Here is a 22,543-nt window from a genome sequence, read left to right on the forward strand (position 1 = left end):
ACCTTTTACAATAAAAAATAAAATTTAAAATATAAAAATTTATTTTAAACTAAAATTTAAAATCAAAAAAATCAAAATAATAAATATTATTTTTCTATAATAATGGAAATACTGGATCTACTTTATCATATAAATATGATAAAAAATAAATAACAACTTCTAAAATTAAAGTAAATAAAAAAACCTGAAAAATTTGCAAAAAAATCTGTTTATAAGATGGCCACGATATTAAATATATTTCTTTAAACATTTTATGAAAAAAAGGATAAATACCATATAAGAAGAAACAAAAAAACAAAAAAAACAAAAAAGAAAAAAATTTCTGAACATTATTTATACTACTATTAAGGTATGAATATTTTAAAGTTTGACATATTCCCATAAAAAGAATAGAAAAAAAAACCAAAAATATATCAAATAAATTATATTCTTTTTTTAAGACATCTAATATAGGAATATAATTTTTTTCTTCTTGATCTTTATAAACCACTTTAAACTCCTTCTTCTTTAATATTGTATATTTTTATCTAGTTTCTTCGTGCGAAAAATGCTTTTTACATGTAGAACAATATTTTTTTAAATTTAAACGCTTATCTTTATTATGGACAAAAATTTTATAATTGCGATTTAAACAATTACTACATACTAAAATATTTTTTTTTTTCATAAATAATCACTAAATTTATCAATTTTTATTTTTTAATATTTTTTTAAATTCCAAATTAAAAAAATAAACTATAATATTAATTTCACTTAGTCAATAAAATAACTTCTAAAATTTAAATTTAATTTATTATTTTCATATATAGATATCTAAAAAAACACATTACACTAATTTTAACATATTTTTTCTACTTATTAAAAAATAAATTTTATTTTTTTTCAAAAAAAGAATACATTATTAATGCAGCTGTGACGCTTACATTTAAAGAATTTATTTTACCTTTCATAGGTATTTTTACTAATAAATCACACGTTTGTTTCAACAAAGTTCTTATACCTCTGCCTTCGTTACCCAAAATAAATGCTAAAAATTTTTTATTTAACGATATTTTGGGTTCTAAATCTAATTTAGCTTTAGAATCTGTACCTATTATAGTAAAATTATATTTTTTTAATTTAGCAATAGTTTTGAATAAATTCTCAACCAAAAAAATATTAACATATTCTAAAGCACCACTTGAAGCTTTAGCTACTGTTCCGTTTAAAAAAACTTGATTTTTATTTCCTAAAATAACTCCATTAAAATCGGAAGCTTCAACCGTTCTTAATATTGCGCCTAAATTATGAGGATCTTGTATAGAATCTAGAATTAAAACTTTTTGAAAATCAGGTTTATTTAAAAAAGAATCTAAATTTTTATATTTGTAGTCTTCTACTTCAGCTACAATACCTTGATGATTACTATTATCTGACTTTTCATTTAATTGATGTTTATTTAAAAATTGAAAATTAATATTAAATTTTTTTAAAAAATTTAAAAAATGAAAATCTTTAAATTTATAATCTATATATAAATTATAAATAACTCTGTTTGCTTTAATAGCTTCTTTAATTATATTTTTTCCATAAATTATCATGAATCATTTTCACTACTTTACTATTTTTATAAATACAAAAAAATTTAATAAATAATAATTTTATTTTTTTATTTTTTTAAATCTAGATTTTAAAAATAAACAAAAAATAAACAAAATATTTAAAAATACTAAAAACAAAATTTGAATATTATTTTTATATAAAATAAATAATAATTCAACTTTTTCTTCATTAAAAATTTTTCTAAAAAATAACAAATAACTAAAAAAAATAAATCCTAATAACATAAATAAAACTAATATAATTTTCTTTTTATTAAAAGGAATACAACTTTTAATTAAAACTAACAAAAAAAACAGAGCAGTTATTATAATTAAGAAAAATTCTAAAAAAGATCTTGAAGTTATTTTAATAAAAAATAATAATAAAAAATAATTAATAGCTATAAGTAAAGAATAAGGAAAAGATTTTTTAAAAACACTCTTTATAAAATTTCCTTTTATTTTTTTCGTATTAGATTCCAAAGCTAAAAAAAATGAAGGAATTCCTATAAAAAAAGTATCTATTAAATTAAATTGTAAAGGATTAAAAGGGAAAAAAATTAAATTAGAAGTAAAAAAATTATTTATTATAATTATAATACCAATTAAAAAAGACAAAATAGTTTTCATCAAAAATAAAACAGAAATTTTGTTTAAATTATTAATAACTCTTCTACCTTCTGATACTACTTTAGGCAAAGAACTAAATTTAGAATCGATAAGAACTAAATTAGATACGTTTTTTGCTGCTTCACTACCAGAAGCCATAGAAATAGAAATATCTGATTCTTTAAAAGCTAAAATATCATTTACACCATCTCCTATCATGCCGACTTTACAACCATCTTTTTTTAAAGTTTGAATGATTATTTTTTTTTGTTCAGGAGATGATCTTCCAAAAACATCATATTTAAAACTATTTTTTTCTACTTCTTTTTTATTTAAACCTGACAAATCTAAAACTAACTTAGGATTTTTAATAATTCCTATATGATAAGCTATATAACCAATTGTTAAAGTATTATCTCCTGAAATCAACTTTATTTTTACATCATTATCTTTAAAATATTTAATAGTTTTTATAACATCAGGCTTTATTGTATCTTCTAATACAATTAAAGATATAATTTCATAATTATTTTGAAATTGGTTTTTTTTAGAAATATTTTTTTCTTTTTTACTATTTTTTTTAACAAGTACTATAACACGATAACCTAAAATAGCATACTTTGCTATATCTTTTTCAATTTCTTTATTTTGATCTTTTAAAATAAATTCTGGAGAACCTAAAAAAAAAGTTCCTATTTTTTCTATTTCAATAGAGCTATATTTTTTTTTACTAGAAAAATGTTGAATATTTTTAATTTTGTAAGAAAAATTATCTTTTTCTTGAATATAAAATTTTTGATATAAAGCATTCTGTGTAGGATTATTATTAGGAAAAGAAGTTATTATAAAAGATATTAATCCTGGAGAAAATTCATTATCATCTTTATATTTAATAATTTTTTTTACTGACATATTTCCATCTGTAATTGTACCGGTTTTATCCAAACATAAAACATTAATTCTAGCTAACATTTCAATACCGAAAAGATCTTTTATATAAGCTTTTTTTTGAGCTAATTTAACAAAACCTACTGCTAAAGTAATATTAGCTAAAAGAAATAAACCAGAAGGCATTAAACCTAACATAAATCCACAAAAACCCAATAAAAATTTATTTTTTTCAGTTAAATAAAGAGGTAATGAAGAATAAAATAAAGCTAAAGACATAGGCAAAAGTAAAACAATAATAAAAAATACAAGATAAGAAAAACTTTTGATTAAAGGAGTTTTTAATTTCTTATATTTTTTTGCTTCTCTAGTAATTTTAGAAATAAACATATCAGAACCTATAGAAATAACTTCTGCAAAAGCATTTCCAGAAATAACAAAACTTCCTGAATATAAAAAATCTCCTTCTTTTTTAAATACTGTTTTTGATTCTCCTGTTAAAAGAGATTCATTTATTTCTAAAATGCCTTTTTTTATTTTAGCATCTGCAACTATTTGCGATCCTAAACCTAAAAGCAAAATGTCACCTTTCACAATTTCATCAATCGAAACAGAATTTATATTACCATCTCTAATAACTTTAGTATTTTGAAAATTTAATAAAGATATTTTATCTAAAGTTTTTTTAACTTTTATTTCCTGAATAATACTTATTAATAAATTCAAAAAATTAATAAATAAAAAAAATAGTTGTTCATAATGTTTAGTTATAATTATTATAGTAGCAATTATCATTATTAGTAGATTTAAAAGATTAAATAAATTAGTAAAAATAATATCTTTAAAACTTTTATTAACATCATTTATTCTAAAATTATTTTTTTGCTCTCTTTGTCTTTTTTTAGCTTCCTCTGTTGTTAAACCATCAATATTAAGAATCAAATCTATTTTTTTTTCTTTATCAAAAAAATTAATTTTTTTGTTGTCATTTTCCATAATATTCAAAATTTACCTATTTCTAATAAATTCAAGTTTTTTGATTGTAAAAAAATATATAATAGAGAAATATTTAAACAAAAAATTATTTAAATAATCCCCTCTTTTTGTAAAAAAACTCTTAACAAATCAGCTTTTTTAAAATTTTTTGTTTTTTTGTAATCTTCCCACATAAAATACTTTTTTATATGTTCATTAGTGAATTTTTTTAAAACAATTACAATACCTAAATTATTCAATATATAAATAAGAGTATTTTGTAATTTGGATAAACAAAATAAATCTTTTTTTATTTTGTTTATTTCTTTTAATAATTTCTCTATTAAAGTTAAAACATTAGGAGTATTCAAATTATTTTGAATAATCAAATGAAATTTTTCAATATAAAAATTATTTATTTCGTAACATTTAATATCATGAAAAAGAAATTGAAAATTATTTTTATTTAATAAGAAAATTATTTTATTATATTTAACAACAAATTTCTCTATCAATTCCCAACTATAATTAATAGGTTGTAAAAAATGATAAGACAAAAAGAATAATTTTAATACATTAGGATGTATTTTTTTTAATAAATCTTTGACTAAAATAACATTACCTAAGGATTTACTCATTTTTTGATTTTTATATTCTACATTTCCTATATGTATAAAAAAATTCGCTAATTTCTTTTTATTTTCACTAACCCAAAACTGAGCTTGTTCATTTTCATGATGAGGAAATTTCAAATCATTACCACCACCATGTATATCTATAGTATCACCTTTAAAAAACTTTTTTATCATTACAACACACTCAGTGTGCCAACCCGGCCTTCCTTCAAACCAAGGGCTTTTATACTTAATACCAAAATTTGTTTTTTTCCATAAAATAAAATCTTCAGCAAATTCTTTATAATTATCGTTATCTTTTCTTACATTTTTTCTTAAATTATTTAATTTTTGTTTACTTAAAATTCCATAATTAGAAACTAAATGAACTCTAAAATAAATACCATCATCTCTAAAATAAGCAAATTTCTTATCAATGAGTCCTTGAATATAACTAGTAATATCTTTAATATGATCTGTAACTAAAGGAAAATAATCTATACTATTTATTTCTAATTTTTTTAATAAAAGAAAAAAATATTTTTTATATTTTAAAACAACTTCTTTTTCTGTCATTTTTAAATCAAGAGCTTTTTGAATTATTTTATCATCAATATCAGTAATGTTAACAACTAAATTAACTTCAGAAAAAAATAATTTCAAATATCTTTTCAACATGTCGAAAAAAATCAAAGTTCTTATATTTCCTATATGTAAATGATTATAAATAGTAGGACCGCAAACATAAATATTTACTTTTTGATTATTTATAGGAACAAAAATTTCTTTTTTTTTAGTTAAAGAATTATAAAAACTTAACATTAAAATTCTCTTTTCTGAATTTATTATTAATTTTGATAAATATTCTAATTTCTAATCATAATTTCTATTCAATAGATAAAATCTTTTTTATATTATTCAAAATTTTAGATTTTCCTAATAAATATAAATAATTTGCTAAACTAGGACCTTCAAATCTTGAAGTACAAGATATTCTTAAAATTAGAAATAAATCTTTCCCTTTTAATTGAGTTTTTTGACTAAAAAAACGAATTATTTCATTAATTTTATCTATATCAAATTTTTTTAAACCAGATAACATATCATATAATTGTCTTAAATAGTTAAAATTTATTTTATTTTTAATGAATAAAATATCTTTTAAATCTATTTTTTTTTCTTTAACAAAAAATTCATTATATAAATATATTATTTCTTTAATATAACTTATTCTTTCTTGAAAAAGAAGAATCAAATTTTTTAAAAACTCTTTTTCTAAAAAAATATTTTCTTTTTGAAAAAAAACATCTACTATATTAAATAATTCTGACAAAGGCATTTTTTTTATATACTGACTATTAATAAAAGATAATTTCTTATGATCAAAAATAGCTGGCGACTTACTAATCCTTTTTATATCAAATAAATCAATTAATTCATTTGGTTCTAAAATAGTCTTTTGGGTTTGAGGTGAAAAACCTAGTAAAGATAAAAAATTAAATAATGCTTTTGGTAAATAACCCATATCAATGTAATTTTGAATAAATTGTAATATGTTGTTAGAATCTCTTTTGCTTATTTTTTTTCTATTCTCATTTAAAATTAAAGAAATATGACCAAAAAAAGGAATAGACCAACCAAAAGATTCATATATCATAATTTGTTTTGGAGTATTAGTTATATGTTCTTCACCTCTAAGAATATGTGTAATATTCATTAAATGATCATCTATAGCAACAGCATAATTATAAGTAGGGAATCCATTCTCCTTAATCAAAATCCAATCTTCTATTTCTTCACTTTCAAAAGATAAACTACCTCTTACTAAGTCATTAAATTCATATTTCTTATTTGAAGGGACACGAAAACGAATAACAAAAACATCAGAATTTTCTTTTTTATATTCTTTATAAGCTTTTTTTTTATCTATTAATAATTGAGCATATTTTAAATAAATATTTAATCTTTCAGATTGTCTATAAGGTCCTAATGAACCTCCACAATCAGGACCTTCTTTCCAGTTAATGCCTAACCACTTAAGTTTGTCTAATTGATTTTGTTCGCTACTTTCTATATTTCTATTTAAATCAGTATCTTCAATTCTGATAATAAAATCTCCTTTATAGTGAGAAGCGAATAAATAATTAAATAAAGCAGTTCGAGCATTACCAATATGTAAAAAACCTGTAGGACTAGGCGCATAACGAACTCTTATTTTTTTATTCATTTTAAAATAAAACTCCTTTTTTTTTAAAAAAAATTAAAAAGTCATTTTGAATCTTAACAAAAGACTTTTTAATAACACTAACGTTTAGAAAATTGAGGAGCACGACGTGCTTTTTTCAATCCATATTTCTTACGTTCTACACAACGAGAATCTCTAGTTAATAAACCAGCTTTTTTTAAAATTGTTCTTAATTGTGGTTCTATTTTGATTAAAGACCTTGCAATACCTAATCTAATAGCTCCTGACTGAGATGTTATTCCACCGCCATGCACATTTACAATAACATCATATTTACTGTCAGTTTGTGTTAATTTTAAAGGTTTGATAGTTTCTAGACGAGTTTCATAATAAGGAATATAATTTTCTAAATGTCTATTATTAATTAAAATGTTCCCTTGGCCTAAAGTAAGAATAACTCTTGCTATTGAAGTTTTTCTTCTGCCAGTTCCAAAATACTGAATTTTATTCATTTTATTTATACCTCTAAAACAGTTATATTTTGTGATTTTTGCTTATGAGATTCATAAGGATAAACAAATAATTTTTTACGCATTTGATTTCCTAATTTAGTATGCGGTAACATACCAAAAACAGACTTTTCTAAAATACGAATAGGAAATTTATTCATTAATTCTAAAGCGTTAACTGTTTTTAAACCTCCTGGATAGCCAGAATGTCTATAATAATTTTTTTGTTTCCACTTTTTTCCTGTGAGCCTAATTTGAGACGCATTTATTACAATAACATAGTCTCCATTATCGATATTTGGTGTATAAGATGTTTTTAATTTTCCTTTTAAAATAGAAGCTATTTTAGTAGAAACTCTTCCTAATATTTTATTTTTAACATCAATTAAATACCATTTTCTAGACACTTTTTGTTTATTAATCGAAATAGTCTTGTTACTGTTATCTTTATCTTTTTTTTCTCTATTAGTTCTATTAGTTATTATTTTTTTTTCATTCTCTTTCATAATTAAACACTAAATTCCTTACTATGTTTTTGATTAAAATAAATTAATTTTAAAATATTTATCATAATAAAAAAAACAAAATAAAATTTACAATTAATATATATCAATATTTAATATTGATACTCCATTTTATGTTATATTTCCATTTTATGTTATATTTTCATATTAAAATTTTTAATAATTATTAATTTATATACCATATTGTTTTTAAAATATCATAAACTTAATATAAATCAATATATTTAAATTTTTAAATTTATTTTTTAAAGAATTAAGTTTTATTTTGATTCTTTTGAATTTTAACAATTAATTTAATTTTAATTATTTATAATTATTTACAATAATTAAGTTAATATATGCCTGTATAATATACCTCTTCAATTTGATTATAAATCAACATACAAATATACTCAACTGAGTTTATCAAAAAAATTACTGAAACAATAGTTTATTATTATAAATAATTATAAATAATTTAAGAACTTAAAATAAAAAAACTTAAAATAAAAAATGACAAAAATATAAAAAAATAAATATTAAATCCTTAACACAAGTCTATAAAAAAAAACAAAAATGTCAATTTTATAATTAACTAAGATAATAAAAAAACAATAAAACTTTCTTAATATTAAAATTTATAATAAAAAAATATAATGGAGCGAATGATGGGAATCGAACCCACATCTCTAGCTTGGAAGGCTAGGGTAATAACCATTATACGACACTCGCGTTTAAAAATGGTCGGGAAGACAGGATTCGAACCTGCGACCTCCTGGTCCCAAACCAGGCGCTATACCAAGCTAAGCTACTTCCCGAATAAAAAAAACAAAAAAATAAAAAAATGGCACACCCAAGAGGACTCGAACCCCTAACCTTCTGATCCGTAGTCAGATGCTCTAATGTAGATAGAAACGATACTAAATAAATATATTTCAAAAAATAATTATAATTTAGTAACGAGCCCCTACCCAAACCGGACAGGCATGTCTCCATGCATCCGGCTTTCCAAGTTCAACCTTTAAAATTAACTACTTTTTAAAAGTTTAGATACTAATTCTTCAAATATTATTTTGAAATAAAGAAATCTAAAAAAAAAATAACTTTCATTTTAAAGAAAGAAATAAGTTTATACTAGCTATCTATAAACAACTTATATCATTTTTCTTTTTTAAGATGTATCTCTATTTTTGAATAAAAGAATTTTTCTCTCTGCCTTCCTTCGCCTTGTAAAGAGTTTTCTCTTTTCCTTGGTAGGTCATAACTCCTACGACTACTATGTCAGCTCTGCAGCCATAATCTTGATTTTAATTATTAAACTAGTTATATCGTTTAATAAAAAGATCTTAGGCCTTCCTAGGTAGCTATAAATTAATAGGCGAATTAATAAATATCGGTTTGAGTCTTACAATAGAGAATTACCAAAAAAAATTTCTCTTGAAACAAGAAATATTTTACTAAATTAAATATTTATAAATTTAATTTTGTTGATAATCATAAATATTATTGGACAAATAATTATGTTTTCTTGTTTTAAATATTTAAAATATAATTAAATTTAAAAATAAATATTTAAAGGTTAGCTTTATAAAACCTTCATTCTTCGCTCTTCACATTATTTTTATAATATTAAACCTTTTTTTATTTTCTCTTTGATATTGCTAAAATTATAAAAACTTAAAAAAATAAATTAAAATAAATCATAAATAAAAAATCAAATGAAAAATAAGTGATAAAAAAATTTTCATATAATTAAATTTTTTTTAATTCTATATAACTACTCTTAATTTAATAAATTACAAAATATTTTAATTTTAAATACATTCTCATTTATTATCTATTATATCATCTATTTATATCTAATTTTTTAACTTTACAAATTTTAACAAATATTTTTTAGACATGCTATTTTCCCTTATATTTTTTCAAATATTAAGGTAAGTCTATCGAGTTCTTCCATTATCATAAGAAGAGAAGTGCCTTTTTTTGAAATTTATCCAATTTAGTAAGTTAATCTTCTTTAAATTTATGCTCGAACTAGCGCCCTCCAATTAAGCTATGGGTGTTAATTTTTTTTGAATAAAATTTGGTGACCCGTACGGGATTCGAACCCGTGAATGCATGCGTGAAAGGCATGTGAGTTAACCATTTCTCCAACGGGCCATATACATATTAATATTACTAAAATTAAGTTATGTTTACATCACAATATCATAATAAAATAATAAATTTTGTAATAAAATTATAACACAATTAATTTTATCATAAAAAAATTAATCTAAACAATATATTATCAAGTTTTTTTAATTTCAAATTTTTATCTTTTATTAAATATTAAATCAACAAAATTAAATCAATAAACAAACTTGTTATTAAAAATATAAAATGTTATAATTACCAACAGTTAGTGTAGAAATTAAATAGAAAAAAATAATAATATTAAACTTATAATTTTTAATAATAAAAGATGAGGTTTTATGAAAAAAAAAATATATTATTTACCAAAATTAGATTATGAATTTAATGAATTAGAACCTTTTATAGATAAAAAAACTATGGAATTACACTATGAAAAACATCATAGAAACTATTTTAATAATTTAAATATGTCTCTAGAAAAATATCCTAATTTAAAAGATGATTTAAGAACTATGTTAAAAAAACCTATTCTAATACCTGAAGATATAAAAACATCTATCCAAAATAATGGAGGAGGATATTTAAATCATATATTTTTTTGGAAAATATTAAAAAAAAGAGATAGCGAAAATAAACCTTCTCAAAAATTAAAACAATTAATAAATATTAATTTTCAAAGCTTAGAAAATTTTAAAGATAAATTTTCTAAAGAAGCTCAAAAACTTTTTGGTAGTGGTTGGGTATGGCTAATTTCAGATTTACAAAATAAACTTAAAATTATTTCAACAAAAAATCAAGATACAGTATTAAATATAGGAAACCCCATAATAGGTTTAGACGTTTGGGAACATGCTTATTATCTTTCTTATCAAAATCGTCGAATAGACTATATAGAAGCATTTTTTAATATTATAAATTGGATTCAAGCATCACAAAATATAGAAAAACCATTTTTTGAAAATATTGAAATATCCAAAGAAGTATAAATTAATATAATATAGTAAATATTCCAGTTTTTTTAGTTTTAATTTATTAAAATTTTATAATTCGATTTGAATTTTAAACTGATTTTATTCATTTTATTTAACTAAAGAAAGAAATTAATGTGTGTATTTATATTAGAAATATAGAAAAAAAAAAAATAGATATTATCAAAAGCTTATATCAATATGATTTTTATCAAGATGAACTAAAAAACAAAAATAAAAACATTTTACCAAATATTAATTTATTTAAGAATATAATTAAAAACATTAAATTAATTGATTGCATAATTAAAAAAAATTTATACAATTACAAAATAAATAGATTAAATAAGGTAGATAAAGCAATAATAAGATTTGCCACTATGGAATTATTAGAAAGAAAAAGATCACATAAGTTGATTATTAATGAAGCTATTGAAATAACTAAAGAATATTCTTCATTAGATAACCAAAAACAACATAAATTTAATAATAAAGTTTTACATCTTATCTATGAATATATAAAAAAAAATAAAAATGATTTTATAATTAAATATTAATTACTCATTTTTTTATTTAGTAATTGATTATTAATAAATAAAAAAAATAAGTGAAAAAAATGGAAAAATACATACAAGAAAAAATAGAAAAATTAAATTTTAAACAAATAACACCTATACAAAAAGAAATTTTTAAAAATTTTGAAACAAAATCAAATTTAGTATGTATATCCCCAACAGGAACTGGAAAAACACATGCTTATTTATTACCTATTTTAAGCAAAATAAAATGGAACAAAGACATTGTCCAAGCTGTTATAGTAGTTCCAACAAATGAATTAGTTTTTCAAATATTCGAAATGATAACAAAAATAGAAAATCAAAAAAATAAAATAAAAATTTTTTTTGGTGGAATGAACAAAATAAAAACAAATTCACAGCTCGACAAAAAACAGCCCATAATTATTATTGCTACTTTGAATAAACTATTTGAGTATGTTTATATACTAAAAAAGATAAATATACATAAATCTTCTTTTTTTATTTTAGATGAAGCTGATATGTTTTTTGAGCAAAAATCTTTACCTTTAATAAAAAATTTGTTGTCAAAATGGAAACCTAAAATTTTACTTTTATCAGCTTCTTTAACCAAAAACATGAAATCTTTCATAAATAAACATTTTGGAAAATCGATTTTTATTGATGTTAATAATAAAAGTAAATTAAATTTAAATTTTTACGCAGTAGAAAGTAGTGAAAAAAATCGTTTAAAAGATTTATTGTTTTTTTTGTATAAAATAAACCCATTCTTAGCTTTTATTTTTATATCCAAAAAAAAAGAACAACCATATGTATATAAAATACTAAAAAATAAAAAAATGAATGTTTTGGATTTTTCTTCTTATTTGTCAGTAAAAGAAAGAAGAAGAAAAATAATAGAGATTAAAAAAAACAAATATCAATATATTGTTACTACTGATATAGCATCTAGAGGATTAGACATTAAAGATATTTCTTGGATTATACATTATGATTTACCAAATAAAAACTTAGATTTTTTTAAACATAGAAGTGGTCGTGCAGGTAGAATGGGTAAAGAAGGTAATGTTATATTATTTTACGAGCAAAAAGAAAAAGAACTTTTATTGAAAATAGAAAAAAAAAACAATATAAAATTTAAAAAAATTTCATTAAGAAAGTCGCAAAAAAATGATAAAAATTGGTAGTCATGTTTCTTTTAAACAACCTTTATTATATTTAGGTTCTTTAAGGGAAGCTTTATATTTTGATTCTAATACCTTTATGATTTATACTGGAGCTCCTCAAAACACAATAAGAGTAAATTTAAATGAAACAAATATCAAACAAACTATAAAAGAAATTAAAAAAAATAATATTGATATAAATGATTTAATAGGTCATGCTCCTTATATAGTAAACTTAGCTAATCCTATATTAAAAAAAAGGCAATTTTCTATTGATTTTTTAACTCAAGAAATTTTGAGATTTTCCAAAATGGAAATCACAACAATGGTTTTACATCCTGGAAACGCTATTAATCAAAATAGAATAGAATCAATAAAATGGATATCAGAAGGCATAAATCAAATAATAAAAAACACTCCTCTGATTAAAACAAAAATAGCTTTAGAAACTATGTCTGGAAAAGGAAACGAAATAGGTTATTGTTTCGAAGAAATTAAAGATATCATAAATTTAATTGAAAATAAAAAAAGAATTTCAGTTTGTTTTGATACTTGTCATGTTTTTGATTCAGGTTATGATATAAAAAATAATTTTGAATTAGTAATGAATGAATTTAATTCTATAATTGGTTTTGAATATTTGAATGTTTTTCATATTAATGATTCTAAAAATTATTTAGGTAGTAAAAAAGATCGCCATGAAAATATTGGTTTTGGAAAAATAGGTTTTGATGCTTTAATCAAAATAATTTTTGAACCTAAATTTATAAAATTACCAAAAATACTAGAAACACCATTTATAAATGGATATCCACCTTATAAAGAAGAAATAGATATGATTAAAAAAAAAAAATTTAATTATAATCTAAAAAAATGAAACTAGAAAAAAAATTTTGGACAATAATGATATTTATTATTTTTTATAGGCTCATAATAAGCAATCCATTTATAATTCTCATCTAAAACAATAAAAGGTTTATATGTTTTTATCTGTCTATAATCTAAATAAATACCATTTCTAACTAATTTAATTAAATAACTACTTAAAATAATTTTCAAACAATTTTTAAAAAATTCTTTTTCATCAATCAAATCTTCTTTTGAGATTGTAAATAAACACTTAGATTTTTTCAAACAATATTCCCCTATACAAACCCTCACTAATTTTTTTAAAAATCCATAAGTATTCATTTGTGCAGCTATATCTCTTACTAAACTTCTAATATAAGTCCCTTTTGAAACTTTAGAATAAAAATAAACTTGATTTTTTAAAAAAAAAGATAATATCTTTAATTCATAAATATGGACTTCTTTAGGCGGAATATCTATTTTAATTCCTTTTCTAGCTAAATTATACATTTTTTGACCTCTAATTTTAACAGCAGAATACATAGGAGGTATTTGTAAATACTTCTTTTGATGAAAAAAATTAAAACTTTTTTGAATCATATCTAAATTCAAAATAATATCAAAATTCTCATTTATTAATTTTCCTGTAATATCTAAAGTATCGTAATTTTTATTAAAAACCATTATACCTTCATAACTTTTGTGTAATTTTTCAAATAAAAAAGATAATTTAGTAAAATTGTTTACCAAAACAATCAAAAGCCCTTCAGCAAAAGGATCTAAAGTTCCTGTATGTCCAACTTTTTTTAAATTAAATTTTTTTTTTATTTGTCTAATAGTATCATGAGATGTAATTCCTTTTTTTTTATAAACCAAAAAAAAACCATTCATAAAATATAAAAACCATACAACCTTTTCAAAATTTAAAAAAATAAAATAAATTACTTTTGATCAATAAAATTTAATAATTTTTCAAAAGAACAATAACCTATTTGTCTATTAATTTCCTTTCCTTTTTTATATAAAATTAGAGTAGGAAAACTTTTAATATTATTTGTAAAAACTAAATCTTGATACAAATCAACATCAATTTTAACTATTTTTATATCAGTTCTTTTTTCTTCTATTTTTTTTAAAATAGGCATTAACTGAATACAAGGAGAACACCAAGAAGCAAAAAAATCTAACAAAACATTTTCATTAGAAATAATAATTTTTTTTAAATCTATTTTATTATTTTCCATTAACTAAAACCCCTTTAAATATAATTTTTTTTGAATTAAATTAAATTAAAAATCACATAATTTTAATATTTTGTATATAATGATAAGATAATTGTTATTTTTTTTATTTTTTAAATGTTTTTTTATATATTCATTATATATTGAATTTCATAAATTTATTTAAAATATTTGATTGAATGGACTTGATATAAATAAACAACTATATTAGTTATATTAATGAAATTTAATAATTATTTAAAAAAATTTTTTAATTTTTAAAATAATATTTTTATTTATTAATATTTTATATAATTAAAAAATATAATTTTTTAGTCTAATTTAAAAATATACTAATAAAATCATAAAATAGAATGGCAAGTAAAAAAAATGATTAAATTAAAAAAAGTAAGCAAAATATATTTTGATCAAAAAACCAAAAAAAAAAAAATTGCTTTAGACCAAATTTCACTTAATTTACCAAATAAAGGAATAATATTTATTTATGGAAAATCAGGTTCTGGAAAAACTACTCTTTTTAAAATTATATCAGGATTAGAAAAAATAAGCTATGGAGAATTATACGTTAACAATATTCTGATATCTAATTTTCAACAAAAAAAGATAGATGATTATAGAAACGGTATGATAGCTTTTTCATTTCAAGATAATAATTTAATAGAACATTTAACTGTTTACGACAATATAATTTTAGGAGCAGAACTACAAGGAAAAAAAATAGAAGAAACATTTATCAATTCTCTTTTTAAAGAATTTGATTTAGATATTGAATTGAAAAATACAAAAGTAGAACAATTATCCGGAGGACAAAAACAAAGAATAGGTATTATACGTGCTCTTTTAAAAGATTCTGATATTGTATTAGCTGATGAACCTACATCAAATTTAGATGAAAAATCAAGCCAAAAAATTCTAAATAAATTTAAGGAAATATCAAAAGAAAAACTAGTAATAATTATTTCTCATAATTTATTAAATGCTTATGAATATTCAGATCGTATAATAGAAATAGAAAATAGTTGTATAAAAAAAGATATCACAAAAAAAGAATTAAGTAATATTGAACAAAAAGAAATAAATGATAAAATCAAAAAATCAATTCAAGAAAATATAGATAATAATTTTTATGAATTATATCTTAAATTAAATGAAAATTTATTTGAAGAAACAAAAGAAAAAAAAGATTATACAGATACTAATTATTTCAAAAAAATTAAATTAAAACCAAGTAATTTAAAATTCCGAAGTATCTGTAAAATAATTTCAAGAAGTTTTTGGAGAAAAAGAAAACTTAATAGTTTGTTTGTATTTATAATATTATTTTTTGTACTTTTTCCATATTCTCAATTTGCTATAAATATTAAAACTTACGCTTTTTATCAAAAAAAATTTTTTCTTCAAACTCTTTTAGAAAAAATAGCAAGTTCACTTAAAACACAAAACATGGATTCTACATTTGTAATGAAATCTTTAAAATTATTTTACACTTGTCTTATATTAAACAGTTTTTTTATTGTATTATCCAATAACAAAGAAGAAGAAATTAAAACTATTCAGTATATGGGAGGAAACATTTTTACTATTATAAAAATATTTCTTATAGAATCCCTTTTTTTTAGTATATTTATATCAATTGTACATATATTATTTATTTTATTTTATTGTTCGATAGCCTTACCTATCTTTTATTATCAAAATACCGAAGAGATTAAATTTTTTAATTATTTAACATCTTATTTTCCTTTAGAAAAATATCTAATAAAATATAAATACTTTATAAATAAAGAAAATTTGAGTGAACATCAAATATGGTTAGAATCAATTGGACCAAAAATTTTGTTTGTTCTTCAAAAATACAAAAATCAGCAAATAAATTCAATATTTGAAGTTAACGATTTTTTTAACAATTTAGAATTATCTTCTTGTTCTTTGTTCCAAACAATAAAAAATATTTGGTCATACAATAATGCTGATTTCATAATTAACTTTTTTTCTCTAAAACCATTATATAGAATAATAAACTTAATAATAAGTATATTTATGTGTTTATTTTTAATTTTATTTCTTGCAAATTTAATAACATTCTTTTTATCTCGTATAAAAAAAAAGAATCATAAATTAAACTAAACTAAAATAAAATGATGAAATCACAAAATTAAATTAAATCAGGTTTATAAAAACATTTTTTTGATAAAACATTTAAAGGTTCTGTAAAAGTACCTTTTTTTATTTCTTCTAATTTTTCACCCAAAGTATTCATTTTAGAATCAATATCATCTAAAAACCATAACAAAAGAGCTTCACTAATTTGGGGTTTTTTAGCAGAACCATATTCTAATAAACCATGATGCGAAATAAGTAAATGCTTTAAAAGTAAAATCTCTTCACTATCTTGAACACCTAAACACAAAGCCTCTTCATGAATACTATTAACACCTAAAATTAAATGACCTAACAAAATACCTTCCTTATTATAAACTTTTTCCTCAAAATTAAATTCACTAACTTTAGCCATATCATGTAATATAATACCAGAATAAATTAAATCAGCATTTAAGTATGAATATTTTTTTAAGAAAACTTCAGACATTTCTAACATACTTAAAGTATGATATCCTAATCCTCCATAATAAACATGATGCATTTTAAAAGCTGCTGGAGTTATTAAAAATTTATTTTTATTTTTTTTATATAAATTAGAAGTAATTTGAAATAAAATTTTATTTTTGATTAAAGACAAAAAATATTCTATTTTTGAGCCTATATTATTAAAAGAAATAAGTGAACAAGGGAAAAAATATGAATAAAACTTATAAATTTTATCTAAATCAAAAATTTTTTCAATAAAACAATTTTTAATAGATACAAAAAATTTTTTTTCTTTTTCTAATGAATAAATAGTTTCAAAAAAATAAATTCTCTCTTTAAAAATTTTTTCTGCAAAATCTTCTATTTTAATATTTATTACGAATTTTTCCGGTAATAAAATATCAACATTATAAAAATTATCTCCTTTATTAATGTTAACTATTTTTCCTATAAAGGAATATTTTTCTCCAACTTTCTTATCTTTTAAAAAATCTTTTTTTATTTTACACATTATCAATTTTACTCTTCTTTGAACTGTTTCAACAAAATAGTACTATTACAAAAATACGTTTTTTAAAATTTTAGCTATATTTTTTATTCTTTTTTTATAATTATTTATTAAAAAATACTAAAATTTTTTACTTAACTGTCCTTATCATAACTCAAAACAATAAAAAGTCAACTACTAATTAAAAGATTTTTAAAAAAATAAAAAAAAATTCAGACAAAAGTGCTTTTACAATATTAATAGGAATAGTATTACCAATTTGACAATAAATAGAAATGATATTTAAGCTAAATTTTCATTGATCTGAAAAAGATTGAATACGATAGTATATTTTCTAATAGTTAAAGGTCTTGTTTCGAATGAATAGTATCTTTCAATTTGTTTTTGTTGGCAGAGGTATTTAAGGTTAAAAAATAGTTCGTCCTAAGATAATCTTATGGTTATTCCTGTTTTCCACCATTTTGATAATAATTTTACCCATATAAATTTTAGCTATTTCAATGGGTAAATGACAATGACAACCTCATCCTGGAAGCACTAATATTGGTAAAGACAATTCAAACTTAAAATTTAAATATTTTCTAATAACGACAAAAAAAACTCTTTTTTTTTTTTTTTAGTTAATTGATAATCCCGATCATTTAATAATTAATATTATATTTTATAATTACTTTTTATTAAAGCGTGTAATATTATTCAAGTATTTTTTTTTAAGTGAAAATAAAAAATAATAAGACTTTATATTTAATTCTAATACTTATTTTTGATATAATTTTTTCTTAAAAAAGTCAGCATAAATAGTTACTTTTCTTTTTTTTAGATATAATACCAGTAGTTAATAAATAATTTGACTATTTTAAAAAAAGAAAATAAAAAAATTTTATTTCTTTTTTTTCAGTCAAAATAGTTTTTCTCGCGGTACACTTTTTTTGGGCCATATTCTTGGGTATGGTTTTTTTTGAAAATAAGATTACATTCTTGTTTTAAGTTCTCTTTAAAAATAAAAGTTGGTTAAAATTCTGCTTTTTTTTATGTTTATAACATGTCGGTTTAATAGTTGAAGACGACGAGATTTTCTAAAGGATTTACGGTTTAATCTTTTTAAAGTTCCTAAGTTTGAATATTTTTAGTTATAATTTCGTAACCTTTTTTAAAAGATGTTTAAAGTTGCCTAAGCTTCTTAGAATTTATTTCGAATAACACTATAGATGTTTGGAAAGAACTTCCATGAGAAACTATCAGTTCAGTCTGGTTCGGTCTAATTTAACTATAAAATATCATAAAATATAATGTTCGATAAATAAAATAATCAAATAAGTGGTTAATTATTATTTATTTACAAATATTATTCCATTTATTTTTCTGAATTTAAATTTATTAATAAGATATAAATTTATTCTATCTTCTAATTCTAATAATTTATTTTCTAACTTACTTAAAATATCTACTATTTTTTTTAAAATGTCTACTATTTTTTTTTTTGAATTCGAACTTAAACTTATTTTTTTTTGATAACTCGAAAAAGAAACAGCAGCAATATTTTTATTTTTATTCATTGCAAAAATATAATTTGGATGATAAAAAATAGAAATTAAAATAACTAAAATAGTAGAAAATATAAATATCAAAAAATTATTTTTGTGTTTCATTTTGTTTATTTTAAATTTCATATTTATTTTTAAAAAATCCTTTCTTTTTAAAAAAATATCTCAAAAATATCTTGTTATTGTAATGATTTTTTATTAAAATTTAACTATTTAAATAATTGTTAATCTCATGAGAAAAATAATAATTCAGGTCAAAATAAAATTGAATTAAAATAACCAAATAAATTTTATCAATTAATAAATAAAATTAAATTATTAAAAATTAGAACGAATAGACTATATAAGATTATAGTCTTTATTATATTTAATTTTACAAAATTTTACTATTATTATTATTTTTATATTACATTTATATTAATTAAAATTTTTTTCATAATTTTTCAATTTCCGAAAGTATAGGAAAACAATTTTTCAATTTTCTTAAAAAAACAATAGCATTAGTTTTTTTAATGTCTAAAAAAGCTTTTTTTAAATATTTTTGACTAAAAATTTTTTTCAATTCTTCTATTAATATTTCGTTTTTAATTTTTTCTAATAAAAAAATATTTTGAATTAAAACTTTTAGAGTATTAATTTCTATATCAAAATTTAATTTAGCTTGTAAATAAAAAATCCTTAGCATTCTTACAACATCTTCAGTTAATTTTTGATAAGGATCACCAATTGTTCTTATTTTTTTTTTTCTTAAATCTTCACAACCATGAAAATAATCAATTAAATTATTATTTTCATCCATTAAAATACTATTAATAGTGAAATCACGTCTATAAATATCTTCTTTTATATCAGAAATAAAACAAATATAAGAAGGATGCCTATAATCTAAATAAGGACCTTCTTTTCTATAAGAAGTAATATCAAAATAAATTTTTTCAAAATAAACTTTAACTGTACCATATTTTTCTCTGAAACTTTTTTTTATATATTCAAAATTTTTTTTAATTTCTTCAATTGAAGCATTCGTTGTAATATCTATATCATCAAAAGAGATATTAGAAAGAAAATCTCTAATTGCTCCTCCTACTATATAAGCTTCAAAACCTTTTTTTTTAAGTATTTTTAATAATTCTTGACTTTTTTTTATTTTATATTTAGATTCAGAAATCAAAATATTTTTACTCAACTTTAAACTCCTAAAAAAATATCAAAATTTAATAATTCCTACACCAATTACATTATTTCCTAAATGAGCTAATATTGATGATGAAACAGGTATTTCTAAGATATTATTTATTTGAAACTCTTTTTCTAAACTTTTTTTGAAACTATCTTTTATTTTATCTTCATATAAAACATATAGCAAATAAATTAAAAAATTTTTTTTATTAACTCCTTCGATATAATCTTTTATTTTTTTAATAATAAAAGAAAAAGCACTTTCCAATTGTATTTTTTTACTAATAATGTTTATATCACAATTTTCATTAAGCTGCAAAATAGGTTTTATTCTAAATAAACGTCCAAAAAAACCTTTAGTTTGGTTTAAACGACCGCTAAAAATCAGACGGTCTAAAGAATTAACTATAAAAAAAATAGTATTATTTTTTTTTAGCCAATCTAGATGTTTAATCACCTTTTCTACTGAAAAGCCATTTGAAAAAAGACGTTCAGCTTCAATAGCAAAATAACCTTCTGAAAAAGAAATAGTATTTGTATCATAAGGAATTATCTCAAATTTTTTAACTTCTCTTTGTAAAATTTTTTTAGCTTGAACAACAGTATTGTAAGTTCCGCTGAGTTTCGGAGAAAGAGTAGGGATAAAAACTTTTTTATAGCCTTTTTTAAACAAATCTTTAAAATAAGTAATCAAATCACCTAAAGATGGTTGTGAAGTCTTAATTACAATTTTATAATTTTCTTTTAATAATTTAGAACAATAAGATGGTGTAATATCTTTGCCATCTATATATTCCTTATTATCAATAAAAATTTTAATCCTTATTAAATCAATATTTTTTGGTTTATCTTTATAATAATCCAAACAACTTGTGGATATAGAAGATACTTTTATATTTATATTATCTTTATGATCTTTTTCTGAAAATGATTGCATATTTTCCTCGCAAACTTAGTATATTTTTTTTATATTCAAATAAAAAAATAAAAATGAATTTTAATAAAATTTTCAACATTTCTTTTTTTTAATAAATGTTTTAATAAAGTTTAATAAATTCTTCTGACTATAGGAATTTAACAAAATCTTCAGGTTCTAATTTGAAAGATTTTTTAACTATTTCTTCACTTTCAACTTTTTTACCAATAGCAATTAAAATAATTGGTAAATAATTAAAAGGAATATTGAATAAATTATTCAATTTATTAAAATGACAACCACCAATATAACAACAATTATATCCTAAATCTTGTGAAGCTATAATAAAATGAAGAGAAATAATACCTAATTCTAGAAAAAGTTCATTTTTTAAACTATTTTGGTCTAAAAAATTATACTGTTTTCTTATTTGTTCTAATATAAATTTCTTTTGATCAATCGTAATTTCTTTATTCTCTAATCTGGAATTATAAATCTTTTCACTTAAATCTATTTTATTCATGTTTCCACATAATAAAACCATAGCAGAACTAGTTTCTAATTGAACTTTATTACCTATCAAACATTCTTTTAATTTATTTTTATTAAATTCGCTTTCAATAACAAAAAAAAACCAAGGTTGTAAATTAAAAGAAGAAGGAGTATAACGAATTTCTTTAAAAATTTTAGTCCAAATATATTTAGGTATTTTATGTTGTTTTTTAAAACATCTTATTGTTTCTATATTCATAATACTAATTTTTCCTATTAATTACTTATTTTTTATTTAACATTTTCATTTTAAATTTAAAATTTTAAAATTTTATTATAAACAAAAATTTTTATATAAGAAACAATTTCGAATAATTTCATAATTATTATCTAATATTTCGATATTTTCTTTGAATATAATCTAGTTTTTAAATATAGATTTGAATAATATGTTTCTAATTATGATTAATTAGTTATAATACTAGTTATAGTTAATAAATAAAAAATTAAATAAAAATATAAACAAATATAAAATTTTTTTAAATTTAATTAA

Annotated in this window: 20 protein-coding genes and 3 tRNA genes; 5 read left to right on the top strand and 18 right to left on the bottom strand. The window is 19.9% G+C overall.

Annotated features, from left to right (window positions below; all coding sequences use genetic code 11):
* Positions 1-94 precede the first annotated feature (94 nt).
* The 11 genes from secE to F1741_RS00495 form a co-directional block, all read right to left on the bottom strand.
* Complete coding sequence (gene secE / locus F1741_RS00445; protein ID WP_152309646.1) at positions 95-490, bottom strand: preprotein translocase subunit SecE; 396 nt, start codon at positions 488-490, stop codon at positions 95-97.
* A 33-nt stretch (positions 491-523) separates the two neighbouring features.
* Positions 524-667, bottom strand: a complete 144-nt coding sequence (rpmG, locus tag F1741_RS00450) for a 50S ribosomal protein L33 (RefSeq protein ID WP_152309647.1) — start codon at positions 665-667, stop codon at positions 524-526.
* A 205-nt stretch (positions 668-872) separates the two neighbouring features.
* Positions 873-1,580, bottom strand: coding sequence for a 23S rRNA (guanosine(2251)-2'-O)-methyltransferase RlmB (rlmB, locus tag F1741_RS00455; protein WP_152309648.1), 708 nt, complete (start codon positions 1,578-1,580; stop codon positions 873-875).
* Positions 1,581-1,640: 60 nt separating this feature from the next.
* Positions 1,641-4,073, bottom strand: coding sequence for an HAD-IC family P-type ATPase (locus F1741_RS00460; RefSeq protein ID WP_152309649.1), 2,433 nt, complete (start codon positions 4,071-4,073; stop codon positions 1,641-1,643).
* An 89-nt stretch (positions 4,074-4,162) separates the two neighbouring features.
* Positions 4,163-5,488, bottom strand: a complete 1,326-nt coding sequence (gene cysS, locus F1741_RS00465) for a cysteine--tRNA ligase (protein WP_152309650.1) — start codon at positions 5,486-5,488, stop codon at positions 4,163-4,165.
* Positions 5,489-5,552: 64 nt separating this feature from the next.
* Positions 5,553-6,893, bottom strand: a complete 1,341-nt coding sequence (gltX, locus tag F1741_RS00470; RefSeq protein WP_152309651.1) for a glutamate--tRNA ligase — start codon at positions 6,891-6,893, stop codon at positions 5,553-5,555.
* 77 nt (positions 6,894-6,970) lie between these two features.
* On the bottom strand, positions 6,971-7,363 hold the full coding sequence (gene rpsI / locus F1741_RS00475; protein WP_152309652.1) for a 30S ribosomal protein S9: 393 nt from the start codon (positions 7,361-7,363) through the stop codon (positions 6,971-6,973).
* 5 nt (positions 7,364-7,368) lie between these two features.
* A complete protein-coding gene (gene rplM, locus F1741_RS00480) occupies positions 7,369-7,866 on the bottom strand; it encodes a 50S ribosomal protein L13 (RefSeq protein WP_152309653.1) in 498 nt (165 codons plus the stop codon).
* A 654-nt stretch (positions 7,867-8,520) separates the two neighbouring features.
* Positions 8,521-8,595: transfer RNA gene (locus F1741_RS00485), tRNA-Gly, on the bottom strand.
* Positions 8,596-8,604: 9 nt separating this feature from the next.
* Positions 8,605-8,681 (bottom strand) — tRNA-Pro (locus F1741_RS00490).
* Between the two features lie 1,269 nt (positions 8,682-9,950).
* Positions 9,951-10,026: transfer RNA gene (locus F1741_RS00495), tRNA-Glu, on the bottom strand.
* Between the two features lie 314 nt (positions 10,027-10,340).
* Here F1741_RS00495 and F1741_RS00500 point away from each other — a divergent pair.
* The 4 genes from F1741_RS00500 (at position 10,341) to F1741_RS00515 (ending at position 13,549) form a co-directional block, all read left to right on the top strand.
* Complete coding sequence (locus tag F1741_RS00500) at positions 10,341-10,988, top strand: superoxide dismutase (protein WP_152309654.1); 648 nt, start codon at positions 10,341-10,343, stop codon at positions 10,986-10,988.
* Positions 10,989-11,107: 119 nt separating this feature from the next.
* Positions 11,108-11,527, top strand: coding sequence for a transcription antitermination factor NusB (locus F1741_RS00505; RefSeq protein WP_244609555.1), 420 nt, complete (start codon positions 11,108-11,110; stop codon positions 11,525-11,527).
* 59 nt (positions 11,528-11,586) lie between these two features.
* On the top strand, positions 11,587-12,693 hold the full coding sequence (locus F1741_RS00510) for a DEAD/DEAH box helicase (protein WP_152309656.1): 1,107 nt from the start codon (positions 11,587-11,589) through the stop codon (positions 12,691-12,693).
* Positions 12,677-13,549, top strand: a complete 873-nt coding sequence (locus F1741_RS00515; protein WP_152309657.1) for a deoxyribonuclease IV — start codon at positions 12,677-12,679, stop codon at positions 13,547-13,549. Before F1741_RS00510 ends, F1741_RS00515 begins: the two co-directional genes overlap by 17 nt.
* A 2-nt stretch (positions 13,550-13,551) precedes the next feature.
* Here F1741_RS00515 and truB read toward each other — a convergent pair whose 3' ends face one another.
* Together truB and F1741_RS00525 are read right to left on the bottom strand one after the other, a co-directional pair.
* Positions 13,552-14,412 (bottom strand): tRNA pseudouridine(55) synthase TruB, encoded by an 861-nt coding sequence (gene truB / locus F1741_RS00520; protein ID WP_152309658.1) that lies wholly within the window; start codon positions 14,410-14,412, stop codon positions 13,552-13,554.
* A 50-nt stretch (positions 14,413-14,462) separates the two neighbouring features.
* A complete protein-coding gene (locus F1741_RS00525) occupies positions 14,463-14,765 on the bottom strand; it encodes a thioredoxin family protein (RefSeq protein ID WP_152309659.1) in 303 nt (100 codons plus the stop codon).
* 366 nt (positions 14,766-15,131) lie between these two features.
* Here F1741_RS00525 and F1741_RS00530 point away from each other — a divergent pair, with 366 nt between their 5' ends.
* The gene (locus F1741_RS00530) at positions 15,132-16,889 is read left to right on the top strand and encodes an ATP-binding cassette domain-containing protein (protein WP_152309660.1); all 1,758 of its coding nucleotides are present in this window, start codon (positions 15,132-15,134) and stop codon (positions 16,887-16,889) included.
* Between the two features lie 28 nt (positions 16,890-16,917).
* On the opposite strand, the gene F1741_RS00535 is transcribed toward F1741_RS00530, so the two are convergent.
* From F1741_RS00535 to F1741_RS00555, 5 genes are all read right to left on the bottom strand, one after another.
* The gene (locus F1741_RS00535; RefSeq protein ID WP_152309661.1) at positions 16,918-17,862 is read right to left on the bottom strand and encodes an HD domain-containing protein; all 945 of its coding nucleotides are present in this window, start codon (positions 17,860-17,862) and stop codon (positions 16,918-16,920) included.
* A 1,325-nt stretch (positions 17,863-19,187) separates the two neighbouring features.
* Positions 19,188-19,529, bottom strand: coding sequence for a hypothetical protein (locus F1741_RS00540; protein WP_152309662.1), 342 nt, complete (start codon positions 19,527-19,529; stop codon positions 19,188-19,190).
* A 307-nt stretch (positions 19,530-19,836) separates the two neighbouring features.
* A complete protein-coding gene (locus F1741_RS00545; RefSeq protein ID WP_152309663.1) occupies positions 19,837-20,589 on the bottom strand; it encodes a CCA tRNA nucleotidyltransferase in 753 nt (250 codons plus the stop codon).
* A 21-nt stretch (positions 20,590-20,610) separates the two neighbouring features.
* Positions 20,611-21,519 (bottom strand): DegV family protein, encoded by a 909-nt coding sequence (locus F1741_RS00550; RefSeq protein WP_244609556.1) that lies wholly within the window; start codon positions 21,517-21,519, stop codon positions 20,611-20,613.
* A 127-nt stretch (positions 21,520-21,646) separates the two neighbouring features.
* The gene (locus tag F1741_RS00555) at positions 21,647-22,249 is read right to left on the bottom strand and encodes a nitroreductase family protein (protein ID WP_152309664.1); all 603 of its coding nucleotides are present in this window, start codon (positions 22,247-22,249) and stop codon (positions 21,647-21,649) included.
* Between the last annotated feature and the right edge of the window lie 294 nt (positions 22,250-22,543).

The organism is 'Cynodon dactylon' phytoplasma (genome assembly GCF_009268075.1).
In the GTDB taxonomy this organism is placed as follows: Bacteria; Bacillota_I; Bacilli_A; order Acholeplasmatales; family Acholeplasmataceae; genus Phytoplasma; species Phytoplasma cynodontis.

What these genes read in the sequence shown, in the direction of transcription:
- rpsI (WP_152309652.1), bottom strand. Translation starts at nt 7,363, where the DNA reads ATGAATAAAATTCAGTATTTTGGAACTGGCAGAAGAAAAACTTCAATA.
- F1741_RS00460 (WP_152309649.1), bottom strand. Translation starts at nt 4,073, where the DNA reads ATGGAAAATGACAACAAAAAAATTAATTTTTTTGATAAAGAAAAAAAA.
- F1741_RS00515 (WP_152309657.1), top strand. Translation starts at nt 12,677, where the DNA reads ATGATAAAAATTGGTAGTCATGTTTCTTTTAAACAACCTTTATTATAT.
- rplM (WP_152309653.1), bottom strand. Translation starts at nt 7,866, where the DNA reads ATGAAAGAGAATGAAAAAAAAATAATAACTAATAGAACTAATAGAGAA.
- F1741_RS00540 (WP_152309662.1), bottom strand. Translation starts at nt 19,529, where the DNA reads ATGAAATTTAAAATAAACAAAATGAAACACAAAAATAATTTTTTGATA.
- cysS (WP_152309650.1), bottom strand. Translation starts at nt 5,488, where the DNA reads ATGTTAAGTTTTTATAATTCTTTAACTAAAAAAAAAGAAATTTTTGTT.
- gltX (WP_152309651.1), bottom strand. Translation starts at nt 6,893, where the DNA reads ATGAATAAAAAAATAAGAGTTCGTTATGCGCCTAGTCCTACAGGTTTT.
- F1741_RS00555 (WP_152309664.1), bottom strand. Translation starts at nt 22,249, where the DNA reads ATGAATATAGAAACAATAAGATGTTTTAAAAAACAACATAAAATACCT.
- F1741_RS00550 (WP_244609556.1), bottom strand. Translation starts at nt 21,519, where the DNA reads ATGCAATCATTTTCAGAAAAAGATCATAAAGATAATATAAATATAAAA.
- F1741_RS00510 (WP_152309656.1), top strand. Translation starts at nt 11,587, where the DNA reads ATGGAAAAATACATACAAGAAAAAATAGAAAAATTAAATTTTAAACAA.
- F1741_RS00535 (WP_152309661.1), bottom strand. Translation starts at nt 17,862, where the DNA reads ATGTGTAAAATAAAAAAAGATTTTTTAAAAGATAAGAAAGTTGGAGAA.
- F1741_RS00530 (WP_152309660.1), top strand. Translation starts at nt 15,132, where the DNA reads ATGATTAAATTAAAAAAAGTAAGCAAAATATATTTTGATCAAAAAACC.
- truB (WP_152309658.1), bottom strand. Translation starts at nt 14,412, where the DNA reads ATGAATGGTTTTTTTTTGGTTTATAAAAAAAAAGGAATTACATCTCAT.
- rlmB (WP_152309648.1), bottom strand. Translation starts at nt 1,580, where the DNA reads ATGATAATTTATGGAAAAAATATAATTAAAGAAGCTATTAAAGCAAAC.
- F1741_RS00500 (WP_152309654.1), top strand. Translation starts at nt 10,341, where the DNA reads ATGAAAAAAAAAATATATTATTTACCAAAATTAGATTATGAATTTAAT.
- F1741_RS00525 (WP_152309659.1), bottom strand. Translation starts at nt 14,765, where the DNA reads ATGGAAAATAATAAAATAGATTTAAAAAAAATTATTATTTCTAATGAA.
- rpmG (WP_152309647.1), bottom strand. Translation starts at nt 667, where the DNA reads ATGAAAAAAAAAAATATTTTAGTATGTAGTAATTGTTTAAATCGCAAT.